General features: G+C 72.5%; 10 protein-coding genes. 1 reads left to right on the forward strand and 9 read right to left on the reverse strand.

Features of this window, described 5'->3' with window-relative positions; translation table 11 throughout:
• Positions 1 to 84: 84 nt before the first annotated feature.
• Positions 85 to 2,292: a glucose PTS transporter subunit IIA gene (locus NQ707_RS05650; protein ID WP_058731020.1), complete on the reverse strand. Its 2,208-nt coding sequence runs from the start codon at positions 2,290 to 2,292 to the stop codon at positions 85 to 87.
• 317 nt (positions 2,293 to 2,609) lie between these two features.
• Positions 2,610 to 5,120, reverse strand: a complete 2,511-nt coding sequence (locus tag NQ707_RS05655; RefSeq protein ID WP_404435036.1) for an HAD-IC family P-type ATPase — start codon at positions 5,118 to 5,120, stop codon at positions 2,610 to 2,612.
• Positions 5,121 to 5,324: 204 nt separating this feature from the next.
• On the opposite strand from NQ707_RS05655, the gene NQ707_RS05660 reads away from it, so the two are divergent.
• The gene (locus NQ707_RS05660) at positions 5,325 to 5,792 is read left to right on the forward strand and encodes a hypothetical protein (protein WP_058731022.1); all 468 of its coding nucleotides are present in this window, start codon (positions 5,325 to 5,327) and stop codon (positions 5,790 to 5,792) included.
• A gap of 124 nt (positions 5,793 to 5,916) precedes the next feature.
• Here the strand turns inward: NQ707_RS05660 and NQ707_RS05665 are convergent, their stop codons facing one another.
• From NQ707_RS05665 to NQ707_RS05695, 7 genes are all read right to left on the reverse strand, one after another.
• Positions 5,917 to 6,102 (reverse strand): hypothetical protein, encoded by a 186-nt coding sequence (locus tag NQ707_RS05665; protein WP_100464840.1) that lies wholly within the window; start codon positions 6,100 to 6,102, stop codon positions 5,917 to 5,919.
• A gap of 343 nt (positions 6,103 to 6,445) precedes the next feature.
• The gene (locus tag NQ707_RS05670) at positions 6,446 to 6,757 is read right to left on the reverse strand and encodes a hypothetical protein (RefSeq protein WP_404435037.1); all 312 of its coding nucleotides are present in this window, start codon (positions 6,755 to 6,757) and stop codon (positions 6,446 to 6,448) included.
• A gap of 42 nt (positions 6,758 to 6,799) precedes the next feature.
• Complete coding sequence (locus NQ707_RS05675; protein ID WP_260007260.1) at positions 6,800 to 7,597, reverse strand: LGFP repeat-containing protein; 798 nt, start codon at positions 7,595 to 7,597, stop codon at positions 6,800 to 6,802.
• Positions 7,598 to 7,617: 20 nt separating this feature from the next.
• Positions 7,618 to 9,921 carry a phosphoribosylformylglycinamidine synthase subunit PurL gene (purL, locus tag NQ707_RS05680; RefSeq protein ID WP_404435038.1) on the reverse strand — a complete coding sequence of 768 codons (2,304 nt, stop codon included), beginning with the start codon at positions 9,919 to 9,921 and terminating at the stop codon, positions 7,618 to 7,620.
• A gap of 57 nt (positions 9,922 to 9,978) precedes the next feature.
• Positions 9,979 to 10,758 (reverse strand): phosphoribosylformylglycinamidine synthase subunit PurQ, encoded by a 780-nt coding sequence (purQ, locus tag NQ707_RS05685; RefSeq protein WP_058730584.1) that lies wholly within the window; start codon positions 10,756 to 10,758, stop codon positions 9,979 to 9,981.
• Positions 10,759 to 10,763: 5 nt separating this feature from the next.
• A complete protein-coding gene (gene purS / locus NQ707_RS05690) occupies positions 10,764 to 11,015 on the reverse strand; it encodes a phosphoribosylformylglycinamidine synthase subunit PurS (RefSeq protein ID WP_061225684.1) in 252 nt (83 codons plus the stop codon).
• A 164-nt stretch (positions 11,016 to 11,179) separates the two neighbouring features.
• Positions 11,180 to 12,358: a polysaccharide deacetylase family protein gene (locus NQ707_RS05695; protein WP_129357649.1), complete on the reverse strand. Its 1,179-nt coding sequence runs from the start codon at positions 12,356 to 12,358 to the stop codon at positions 11,180 to 11,182.
• Positions 12,359 to 12,505: the final 147 nt, after the last annotated feature.

Raw genomic sequence — 12,505 nt, forward strand, 5'->3', positions numbered from 1 at the left:
GCGGCGAGACGGCGCCCCCCCCCTCCCGGACCCGCTGGGGATCCGAGAGGAGGCGGGCGCCGTCGTGCTGTGCGCCGGGTGGGACTACTTGGTGGTCACCGTGATGACCGCGTCCCCGGGGGTCACGGCGTCGGCCGGGCGACCCTCCACGCTGGCGTACTTGGGGGTGTTGGTCACCAGCACCGGGGTGATCAGCGGGTACCCGGCGTCCTTGATGACCTGCCGGTCGAAGCGGTACAGCTCCTGCCCGGCGGTGACCTCATCGCCCTTGGACACGAGGACCTCGAAGCCCTCCCCGCCCAGGTTCACGGTGTCGATGCCGACGTGGACCAGCAGCTCCACGCCGTTGTCCAGCCGCAGACCCATCGCGTGCCCGGAGCCCGGGGTCGCGATGACCTTGGCGTCGGCCGGGGCGTAGACGGTGTTGCCGGTCGGCTCGATGGCCACGCCCTGACCCAGCTTCCCCGCGGAGAAGATCGGGTCCGGGACCTCGGACAGGGCCACGGCTTTGCCCTCCAGCGGGGAGCCGACGCTCAGCTCGGTGCCGGGCTCGTAGGTCGGCTTCGGCTTCGCCGGGGCGGCGGGCTTCGCGGGCTCGGCGCTGGCGGAGCCGGCGTCGTCGCGGGTGGAGGACACGCCCTCGCCCGTCCCGGCGCCGGCCGTGCCCGCGGCACCCACCGCGGTGCCGCCGGCGGCCGCGGCCACGGCGCCGGCCGGGGCGGCCACCAGATCCGGGGCGTTGGATTCGGTGGGTACCTCATCCGCGGCCAGGTTCTGCTTGGCCAGATCCGCCTCGCGCTGATCCTTGGAGCGGAAGCCGAAGATCAGCACCCCGGCCATACCGCCGAAGAAGGCGATGGCCAGGCCGATGCAGAACAGCGGGATCGGCTGCATCGCGGGGATGGACAGCAGGGAGGTGAACGCGAAGGCGTAGGAGCGCACGCCCATCCAGGAGATCAGACCGCCGGCGATCATCGCGGGCACCAGGATCAGCGGGAACACGCGCTTGTACCGCAGCACCACGCCGTACAGGGACGGCTCGGAGATGCCGCCCAGCAGACCGGAGACCGCCGCACCCGTGGCCGTCTGACGCAGCTCCTTGTCCCGCTTGGCGCGGATGGCCACACCGGTGACCACGCCGAACACCGCGAAGTTGTATGCGGCCATCGGGGACTGGATGAAGTCGTAGCCCAGGGTGGACAGGTTGGAGATCATCACGGCGTTCAGCGGCCAGTGCAGGCCCAGGGGCACCATGAACAGGTAGGACCCGGCGACCACCACACCCACGATGGCGGGGTTGATGTCGTTGAGCCACTGGAACACGTCGGAGATGCCCAGACCCAGCTTCACGCCGATGGGCCCGATGATCAGCGCGGTCAGCGGGACCATGATCAGCAGGGAGATCATGGGCACGAAGACCATGTGCAGCATGTTCGGGATGACCTTCTTCAGCAGCCGCTCCAGCGGGGCCAGCAGCGCCACCGCGAACAGGGGCGGGAAGATCTGCCCGGTGTAGTTGAACAGGTACAGCGGCACGTCCAAGCCGCCGATGTGGAACAGGGTGATGTGGTCAGCGCCCCCGGCCATGTCGGACAGGCCCTTGAAGGCGTCGGTCATCAGGGCCGCGGGGATCGCGGCACCCACCCACATGTTGGCGCCGAGCCGCTTGGCCGCCGTCGCACCCACCATGATGGGCATGAAGTTCAGCACGGACAGGGCCGCACCCAGGATGATGAACCAGAACGGGAACTGGGCACGCCACTGGTTGAGCATGTCCGCGTTGAGGGCGTCGTCGCCGAGCTTGGGCCCGTTGACCAGGTCCACGGTCACGGACTCGCCCTGGAAGTTGGTGTAGTGCCCGAACACGCCGAGGGTCTGCAGCAGCACGATCAGCGTGAGGATCATGGAGGAGCCCAGCAGGGCCCACAGGACGGGGCGGAAGGAGTCCGAGAGGACGTCGAACATCCGGGTGATGATCCCGGCCTTCTTCTCGTCCCCGGCGCCCTCGCCGGCGGCCGGCTTCTGCGCGGAGCCGCCTTCCTTCTCCATCCCGGGCATCTTGGCCATGGCGTCGTAGACGTCCGCGACCTCGTTGCCGATGACCACCTGGGTCTGCCCGGACTGCTCGATCACGGAGAGCACGCCGTCGGTCTTCTCGATGGCGGGCTTGTCCACCTTGGACTTGTCGTTGAGCGTCACGCGCAGGCGCGTGGCGCAGTGGGTGAAGTAGTTGATGTTCTCGGGCCCACCCAGCCCGTCAAGGACGGACTGCGCCGTCTTCTGGTGATCCATGTGTCGCTCCTTGGTGCGAGTGCCCGGGTGCTTCCCGGGGCAGATACACGAAAGACCTGAGCCTCCCGGGGGCACGACGGCGCGCGCGAGCCACGGTCCTTGTGGCGCACGCAGGCGCTGCTCATGCGGTTGGGAGACCCAGGTCTTGCCTGATCGTCAGTAACAATCCTGAGGATCCGACGGCCTCAGGGGGCCGCCGCTCGGCCCCCAGTATAGACGCTCGGCAGGCCCCGTGCCGGACTGTTTCCGTACCCCGTTCACCGCCCGGCCCCTGGCTGCTCGCGAAACCATCTGCCGCCGGGGCCCGCGGGGAGGGGCTACAGCTGGCCGGCGGCCGCGGCGGCGTCGACGGCCTGCGGCTGGGTGCGGCGCAGCCACCGCCGGTGCCACCGGAAGTTCGCCTCCACCAGCGCGCACCCGAGCGCACCCACGCCCAAGGCCACCGCCAGCAGGTCCGCATCCGGGATCTGGAACTCGTGGTACCACCGGGAGATCGGGACCGTGAGCACCAGGACCAGACCCGCGTACATCGCCGCCAGCAGCCCCGCCCGCGCCAGGGTCAGGGGTCGGGAGCCCACGCACAGGATCCACAGGCCCACCAGCACCAGCACCAGGAAGCTCGCCGTCTGCACCGCGCGCGTGCCCACCGGGGTGGGATCGGCGAACAGGGCGTACCCGTTGACCGCCACCACCGCCGCCGTCACGATCACCGCGTTCGGCAGCGCGAAGTGCAGGGCCCGGCGCAGGAACCCCTGCACGTACCGCTGGTTGTTGGGCAGCATGGTCAGCACGAAGGTGGGCCCGCCCAGCATCAGCAGATCCGCCGTGGAGTACTGGCGCGGCAGGAACGGGAAGGTCCACGCCAGCAGCCCCAGCGTGACCCCCATCAGCACCGCGAACGCCGTCTTGGACAGGAACAGGTGCGTGACCCGCTCGATGTTCGCGATGATCTTCCGCCCCTCCGCCAGCACCGCCGGCAGCCGGGAGAACTGCCCGTCCAGCAGCACCAGCCGGGACACCGCCTTGGTGGCCGGCGCGGCGTTGCCCATCGCGATCCCCAGGTCCGCGTACTTCAGGGCCAGGGCGTCGTTGATCCCGTCCCCGGTCATGGCGACGACGTGCCCGTCCTCCTGCAGGGCTCGCACCATGTTCCGCTTCTGTGCGGGAGAGACCCGCCCGAACACGGCGTGCTCGCGCACCGCCTCCGCCAGCTGCGGGCCCTCCTCCGGCAGGGCGGAGGCATCCACGGCCTCCCCCTGCAGGTCCACCCCGGCCTGGCGGGCCGCCGCCGCGACCGTCGCCGGGTTGTCCCCGGAGATCACCTTCGCGGCGATGCCCTGCTGGGCGAAGAACTCCAGGGTCTCCCGGGCGTCGGTGCGCACCTGCTCCCGGAAGGTCACCAGCAGCACCGGCTCCTGGTCACCGGGCAGCTCCTGGGCGGGCTTCCCGTCCCGCCCCCGGGCCAGGGCCTGCGCCCGGGAGAGCACCAGGGTGCGCAGCCCCGACGCCGCAAGCTCCCGCGCCCGGGCTCGGGCGGCGTCATAGCGGTCCGGATCGGCCAGGGCAGACGGGGCCAGCAGGGCCTCCGGGGCGCCCAGCAGCCACGCCCCCGCCCCGGGCAGCTGCACCCCGGAGAAGCGGTGCGCGGAGGAGAACGGCAGCACACCTTCCGGATCCTCCGCGGGCGCCTCCGGGAAGCCCTCGGCCAGGGCCGCCGCCGTGGGGTTGGCGTGCGGGTCCGCGCCGAACCACGCCAGGGCCGCCGCGGCGCCTGCGGGAGTCTCGGTCTTCCCCGCATCGGCGGGGTCCAGGGGATGCACGGCGTCGAAGGAGACCCCGCCCTCCGTGAGGGTGCCCGTCTTGTCGAAGCACACCGTGTCCACCCGCGCCAGCACCTCCACGGCCGGCTGCTCCTGGATCAGCACCTCGTCCTGGGCCAGCTTCACCGCGGCCACCGCGAAGGCGATCGTGGTCATCAGCGCCAGCCCCTGCGGGACCATCGACGCCACCGAGGACACCGCGACCACCAGGGCATCGCGCCACGCCCCGGTGGCGAACGCCGCGTGCCACCCGCCCACGGCCTGCATCTGCCCGTTGAGCACCACCGCCACGATCGGCACCAGCGCCCAGCTCAGCCACCGCACCACCTGCTGCATCCCGGCGCGCAGCTCGGAGAAGATCGGTCGGAAGGTGCGCGCCTCGGCCGCCAGGGAGGCCGCATGGGAGCGGGAGCCGACGGCGCTCAGGCGCACCCGCCCGGACCCGCCGGTCACCGAGGAGCCGGACAGCACGGTGTCCCCGGGGCTCTTGGTCACCGGGTCGTTCTCCCCGGTCAGCAGGGACTCGTCCAGGTCCAGCCCGTCCGCGGTGAGAACCTCGCCGTCGGCCGGGACCTGATCCCCCCGGGTGAGCACCAGGACGTCGTCCAGCACCAGCTCCTCCAGCGCCACCTCGACGACCTCGCCGCCGCGCACCACCCGCGCCGGGTCCCGACGCAGCAGGGCGATCCGGTCCAGCTTGCGCTTGGCGGAGAACTCCTGGATGAAGCCGATGACGATGTTGCTCAGCGCCGCCAGGGAGAACAGCAGGTCCAGCCACCGGCCCAGCGCGATGATGACGGCCGCGCACAGCCCGAGGATCAGGTTGAACAGGGTGAGCAGGTGGGTGCGGATGATCGCCCACACGCTGCGGGAGGTGGTGGTGGGCTGGGTGTTGGTCAGGCCGCGCTCGCGGCGGGCGGCCACCTGCTCGGCGGTGAGTCCGGTGCGGACCAGCTCGGCGTCGTCGGCCCGGGGGAGGGCGGGTGCCTGGTGGGTCCGGACGCTCATCGCTCTCCTCGGCTGGGGTGGGGGTGCTGCGCCGCCCAGTCTATCCGCGAGCACCCCGCCCGGACCGGAGCCGACGCCGTCCCCGGGGTGGTCCCCGGGCCGCCGGTGGTGCGCGGTGCGCGGCGTCGGGCGGGGGCTCGTGAGATCCTGGGAGGCGCCCCCGCACGCACCAGGAGCCCACTCGCTTCCCGAGGAGGAGATCGCATGGCCCGCCGCACCAGCCGACGCTCTGCCCGCCGCCCCGCCGCGCCGGAGATCCCCGGCACCGAATACGTCCCGGAGGGCGCGCCGCTGGAGCGTCCCGTGCGCGGGCGGCGCACCGCCGTCGTCGGGGCGACGCTGAGCCTGATCGGGGTGATCTTCTCCGTGTTCGCCTCCCTGCTGGGGGCGGTGGTGCTGGTGCGGGTGCAGCTGGAATCCTCCTACACGACCATGAAGGAGGCCTTCGAGGCCGGGCAGTACAGCGAGTACGCCCTGCCCCTGATCGCCCTGGCCTCCCAGGTGCTCTGGGCGGCGCTGGTGCTCATCGGCTTCCTGCTGCTGGCTATCGGCCTGGCCCGCGGCTACCGGCGCGCCTGGGTGTGGGCCGCCGGGGTGGCCGGGCCCGTGGGGATGCTGCTCTCCCTGGCCCTGTTCATCGCCGTGACCGCCTCCACCGCCCCCGCCGCCTGACCCGGGCCGGGGCCGGGCGCGCCCCCGACGACGTTTCGGGACGGGTTCGTCGCTTCGGGACCGGAATATCCCGTCCCGAAGCGACAAACCGGTCCCGAACGCGATCCGGCAGGCCGGGCCAGGATCAGCGGGCCAGGAACTCGCGCAGGTGCGGGGTGTAGGCGGCGGCCATCTTCTCGTGGCCGGTGGGGGCGGAGAAGTGCTTCCCGTCCACCAGGTCCCCCTCCGCGTGCCACTCGGTGATCTTCCCGCGCAGGGGCACGAACTCCACGCCCTCCGCCCGGGCCACCTGCTCCAGGGCATCGGCCACCCGGTCCCCTCCCGCAGCCGCTCCGGGGCCACCCCGACGTCGTTGCCGGAGCCCTGCACGTACACCAACCCCGGGTCCCCCGCGGGCAGCACCCACCGGCCGCCGGCCACCCCGCCCAGGTACGAGCCGTAGTGGTCTTTCGAGCCGTCCGCCACCACGCCGATCCCGCCGCGGGCCCGGTAGTGCGGGGTCCACCCCAGGGCGCGGATCGAGCGGGACACCCATGGGCCGTCGTGGTCCCCGTCCAGCAGCTGGGAATTCCCGAGCACCAGTGCGTCCCCGGCTCCCAGGGCCTGATCCTCGGCCATCACCAGCCCCGTCCGCTCCGGGTGGTGGGCCAGCGTCATCGCGGTGAAGCGGGTGCGGATCCGGCCGTCCTCCCCGCGGGCCGAGGCCACCGGGGCCCGACCAGCGCGGGCCCGCGCAGCCACTGCCGCAGCACCGGCGCGGACATCACCACGGCCGTGCCCTCGGGGCTCAGCACGGCGACCCCACCCGCGTGCTCCCGGGAGACCACCCCGGCGGGCCCGTGCTGCACCGGCCCGCGGGCCTCGCCCAGCCCGTGCACGGCGGCCACCGCGTCCAGGGCCCGCGCGGGATCCTCCCGGCCCCGCTCCGGCAGCACGCTGAGGTACCCCTGCTCATCGGCCTGCACCCGTCCGTGCAGCGCGCCGACGGCGACGCCGTCGCGGGCACCTCAGCGCAGCACGGTCCGGGTGCCGTCCGCGGCCAGGAAGCTCTGCAGCACGACGCCGCCCGGCAGCGTGCGCTCCGGGGCCTCGGCCGCGCCCATCGCCTCCTCGTAGCGCCCGCGGAACGCCCCGCGCAGCGGCTGGGCCCCGTGGGCGGCGTCCCACAGCAGGTCCGCCCGGTCGAAGCTCTGCCGGCACACCGGCGTCGGCGCCTCGTCGCAGCGCTCGCCCTCCGGGGTGCGCGAGCTCGGGGCGCCCAGCTGCTCCCGGTGAGCCAGCCAGTACGCGCCGATCGCCCCGCTGGTCCGGACCGGTACGACGCCGTCGTCGGACTCCTCCGCGTCCTGCTCCTGCGTGGCGGCGCTCGCGGCGCTCCGCCCCGGCGTTTCGCCCGAGCCCTCCCGGCGCACCAGCAGCCAGGAGGCGCCGTCGGCGGCGTGACCGGTGCGCAGCTGGCGGGCCCCGGCCTCGAGGGATTCCGCGGGCCACCCGTAGTCGCCTTCGGGGCCGCCGTGGCCGGTGTACCAGTCCAGCAGCGGCCCGGCGACCAGGTGCGCGGCGCCGCTGGACGGGGAACAGAAGATCCGCCCGCGCTGGAAGGCCTGCTCGCAGCCGTCCCCGGGCAGCCCGCAGCGCTGATCCTCCACCGGCTCCCCGAGCAGCTCCCGCACGCCCTGCGCCCGGTAGTGGTCGAGGATCGCCCCGGTCACCTCCGGGGCGCGCTGAGCGCACCCGGTGAGCAGACCGGCGCCCAGCAGCAGCACCGTCCCCAGCGCGGTCCAGGACGATGCCCGTGCGGCCATCGCATCCCTCCCGGTGCGGCTCAGGCGAAGCGGGCGGGTAGGGTGCCGGCCCATCCCGCGCGCAGCTCGTCCAGGTCCACCGAGGCGATGCCCTGCAGATCCAGGGCCCCGGCTTGTGCGTCCACCACGCCGATGCGCGCGAAGGGGTAGTCCCGGGCGGTGCACATGTCCTTGAAGCGCACCTCCTCGGTGCGCGGCACCGCGCACACCACCCGCCCCTGGGACTCGGAGAACAGCAGGGTGAACTCATCCACCCCGTCCCGCTCGGCCACCTCGCCCAGGCCGATCCGCGCCCCGACGCCGAAGCGCAGGCACGCCTCCGCGAGGGTCGCGGCCAGCCCGCCGGCGGCGACGTCGTGGGCGGAGTCGATCATCCCGTCCCGGCTCATGTTCACCAGGATGTCCCCGAGCAGCTTCTCCCGGGCCAGGTCCACCCGCGGCGGCACCCCGCCCAGGTGCCCGCGCAGCCGGGCCCACTCGGAGCCGTCCAGCTCCTCGGCGGTGGTGCCCAGCAGGTAGATCGCCTGCCCGTCCTGGTCCGCCTCCCACCCGGAGGGGGTGCGGCGGGCGACGTCGTCCATGACGCCCATCATCGCGACCACCGGGGTCGGGTTGATCGCCCGCCCGCCGGTCTGGTTGTACAGGGAGACGTTGCCGCCGGTCACCGGCACGCCCAGCTCCAGGCAGCCGTCGGCCAGACCCCGCACGGCCTCGGCGAACTGCCACATGATCGCCGGGTCCTCCGGGGAGCCGAAGTTCAGGCAGTCGGAGACCGCCACGGGCCGGGCGCCGCCGGTGGACACGTTGCGGTAGGCCTCGGCCAGGGCCGCCTTCGCCCCCTCGTAGGGGTCCAGGTACGCGTAGCGGGGGGTCGCATCCGTGGACAGGGCCACGCCCAGCCCGGTCTGCTCATCCACCCGGATCACCCCGGCGTCGTCCGGCTGGGACATGGCCGTGTTGCCCTGCACGTAGCGGTCGTACTGGTCGGTCACCCAGGCCTTGGAGCACAGGTTCGGGGAGGACATCAGCTCGACGATCGCCGGGCCCAGGTCCGCCCCGGAGGGCCGGTCCGCGTCCGCGGCGGAGCCGGCGAAGCGATCTGCGACCACCGCGTCCTGCCAGTCCGGGCGGGCCAGGGGACGCTCGTAGGTGGGGCCGTCGTGGGCGACGGTGCGCGGATCCACGTCCACGATGATCTCCCCGCCCCACTCGATGGTCAGGCGCCCGGAGTCGTTGACCTCTCCGAGCACGGAGTACTCCACGTCCCACTTGTCCATGATCTGCTCGAAGCGGCCCAGGTTCTGCGGGGTCACCACGGCCATCATCCGCTCCTGGGACTCGGACATGAGGATCTCCCCGGGGGTCAGGGTCGGGTCGCGCAGCAGCACCTTGGTCAGATCCACGTGCATCCCGCCCTCGCCGTTGGAGGCCAGCTCGGACGTGGCGCAGGAGATCCCGGCGGCACCGAGATCCTGGATGCCCTCCACCACGGACTCCTTGAACAGCTCCAGGCAGCACTCGATGAGCACCTTCTCCGCGAAGGGGTCTCCCACCTGCACGGCGGGGCGCTTGGAGGGCTTGGCGTCGTCGAAGGACTCCGAGGCCAGCACGGAGGCCCCGCCGATGCCGTCCCCGCCGGTGCGCGCGCCGAACAGGATCACCCGGTTGCCCACCCCGGAGGCGTTGGCCAGGCGGATGTCCTCGTGGCGCATCACGCCCACGGCCAGGGCGTTGACCAGGGGGTTGTCCTGGTAGCAGGGGTCGAACTCCACCTCCCCGCCGATGTTCGGCAGGCCCAGGGAGTTGCCGTACCCGCCGACGCCGGCCACCGCCCCGTGCACCACGCGCGCGGTGTCCGGGTGGTCGATGTCCCCGAAGCGCAGCGGGTCCATGACCGCCACGGGCCGGGCGCCCATCGAGATGATGTCGCGCACGATCCCGCCGACCCCGGTGGCGGCACCCTGGTACGGCTCCACGTAGGAGGGGTGGTTGTGGGATTCGATCTTGAAGGTCACGGCCCAGCCGCCGCCGATGTCGGTGACCCCGGCGTTCTCCCCGATGCCCACCATCAGGTCCCTCTTCATCTCCTCGGTGACCTTCTGCCCGAACTGCTTCAGGTGCACCTTGGAGGACTTGTAGGAGCAGTGCTCGGACCACATCACGGAGTACATGGCCAGCTCCGCGGCGGTGGGGCGTCGGCCCAGCAGCCGCACGATCTGGCGGAACTCGTCCTCCTTCAGGCCCAGCTCCGCCCAGGGCAGCTCCTCATCGGGGGTCTTCGCGGCGTGCTCGACGGTGTCCAGGTTGAACTGCTGCTCGGTCATGGGGTGCGGGGCTTCCTTCGGGGAGGGGGTGGGCGACGTCGTCGTGGTGGGTGGGGCTCAGGCGTTCACGAGCTGGCGCAGGAGGGAGGAGAAGATCCGCAGCCCATCCGTGCCCCAGCGCATGGCCACGGCCTCGCGCCCGGAGGAGGAGGGGCCGAAGCCGCCCTCCACCGCGTGCTCCGGGTGCGGCATGAGCCCGACGACGTTGCCGCGCTCGTTGCGCACCCCCGCGATGTCGTTGCGGGAGCCGTTGGGGTTGCCGCCCAGGTAGCGGAAGGCCACCAGGTCCTCGGCCTCCAGCTTCTCCAGGGTCTTCGCGTCGCACACGTACTGCCCGTCTTGGTTCTTCAGCGGCACCACGATCTCCTCGCCGCGCTGAAGCTCCGCCAGCCAGGGGGTCGCGGTGGTCTCCACGCGCAGGCGCTGATCCCGGCAGATGAACTTCAGGTGGTCGTTCTTGATCATGGAGCCGGGCAGCAGGTGCGTCTCGGTGAGCACCTGGAAGCCGTTGCAGATGCCCAGCACCGGCAGGGCGTGCTCGGAGCGGGCGGCGTCGGCCACGGAGGCCATCATGGGGGCCTTCGCGGCGATGGCCCCGGCGCGCAGGTAGTCCCCGTAGGAGAAGCCGCCGGGGATGATCACGGCGTCCACCCCCTGCAGGTCCGAGTCCTTGAACCACAGGGGCACGGGGGTGCCGCCGGCCAGGCGCACGGCGCGGGCGGCGTCGCGCTCGTCCAGGGTCCCGGGGAAGGTGACGACGCCGACGCGCACCGCGGCCAGCGCGGCGTCCGGGGCGTCCTGGTGCAGGTCCGCGACGAGGGGGGTCTCCACGGTCATCGCGCTCAGTCCTCCACCACGGTCACGGCCACAACGTCCTCGATCACCGGGTTGGACAGCAGCTCCTCACCGGCCTTGCGGGCCTCGGCCAGGCGGGCCTCGGTGACCTCGCCCTCCACGCTCAGCTCGAAGCGCTTGCCCTGGCGCACGGCAGTGAAGCCGTCCAGGCCGATCTGGGGCAGCTCCCGGGCGATCGCCTTGCCCTGGGGGTCCAGGATCTCGGGCTTGGGCATGACGTCGACGATGATGCGGGGCATCGGGGCTCCTGTACGCGAGGCGGACGGTGTGGGCGCGCGGAAGGGGAGCGGAAGGTGCCGTCTCACGCGCGTCGGCCGGGCGCGGCCGCCGCACGCTCCGCGAGCTTGCGGGATCAGTCTACCCGGGGGTCGCGTGCGGCACACCACCGCGACGGCGCCGGCGCTCAGGAGCCGGCGATGGACGCCGGGCGGGCCGGGTCCAGCACCGCCCGCGGATCGAAGAAGTGCTGCAGCACGTCGTTGTCCCCGTCGATGGCGGCCTTCAGGGAGATCCCGTCCACGTTGATGCGGTTGGCGCGGATCGTGGTCGGCTGGATCTGCCACCAGGCCACCTGGGAGGCGTCCACGTTGAAGAAGGCGTGGAAGCCCTGCTGGGTGAGCATCCGGACCTTGGGGTTGGCGTCCGTGTACGGCTCGACCCCGGCGATGTCCGCGCCGAACGGGTAGATCAGCAGGTCCGTGGGGCCCACCAGCGGCTCCACCTCCGCCTTCCACTTCCGCGTGTCCGCCTCCAGGTTGGCCACGCCCTCCTGGGTGAAGTTCAGGTGCCCCCAGGAGTGGCTGGCGAACTCCCAGCCGCGGTCCTTCATGGCCTGGGCGACCGTCCGGGCCGTCTCCTGGTCCCGGCGGATGTTCCGGTTCTCCTGGCCGTAGGAGATCTCGGAGGTGCGGTAGCCCAGGATCCCGTTGTACCCGGTCAGGGCCACGGTGCCCTTCGCCCCGGCGTGGGAGAACTCCGGGTGCTCGGCCACGAAGCGCTCCAGGATCGGCACGTAGTCGTACTCCCCGGTGGTGGTCTTCCCCGCGGCGTCGGTGTACGTGCAGGTCAGCTCCCCGTCGTGCAGCGTGACGTTCTGCGCGAACCCGTCCCCGTCCATGTACTCGTAGTAGGAGAGGTCGTCGAAGGACAGGATCAGCGGCTTCTTCCCGCGGGTGATCTCCGGGTGCAGCGTCGTGACCCGGCCGTCGGCCTCGGCGCGCAGCAGCTGGTGCGGGGTCACCAGCTGGAAGTCGCGTCGGTGCAGCTCGGCGATGATCTTCCGGAACTCCGGGATGGTGACCATGTAGTCCAGGTACCCGGCCTGCTGGTCATCGCCGTCGAAGGCCCGCTGGGGATCGGCCACCAGGGAGTGGAAGAACAGGTGCGGGACCGTGCTGATGTCCTGCAGGGCGACGCCGGGGGCCTGGCTGGCCGAGGAGGCGGAGGCGGACGGGGACTCGGGGCCCTCCGAGGATCCGGCGCTGGGCCCGGCCTGCCCGCCCGTGCGCCCGCAGGCGGACAAGGCCAGGCCCGCGAGGCCGGCGGCTCCGGAGGCGATGAGTGAGCGGCGCGAGAGGCTCATGGGGTGGTTCTCCTCCGTGGTTCGAGGCGATGGCGGCCGAACGCGGGCACCTGGCCCGCGCCGGCCTTCGGGGATATGGGCTCGGGCCCCTCTCCCACCGGGAGAGGGGCCCGAGGCGGTGCGCAGGTCCGCACCCGGCGGGGGCTC

Source organism: Rothia sp. BD8, assembly GCF_044878465.1.
GTDB lineage: Bacteria > Actinomycetota > Actinomycetes > Actinomycetales > Micrococcaceae > Rothia > Rothia kristinae.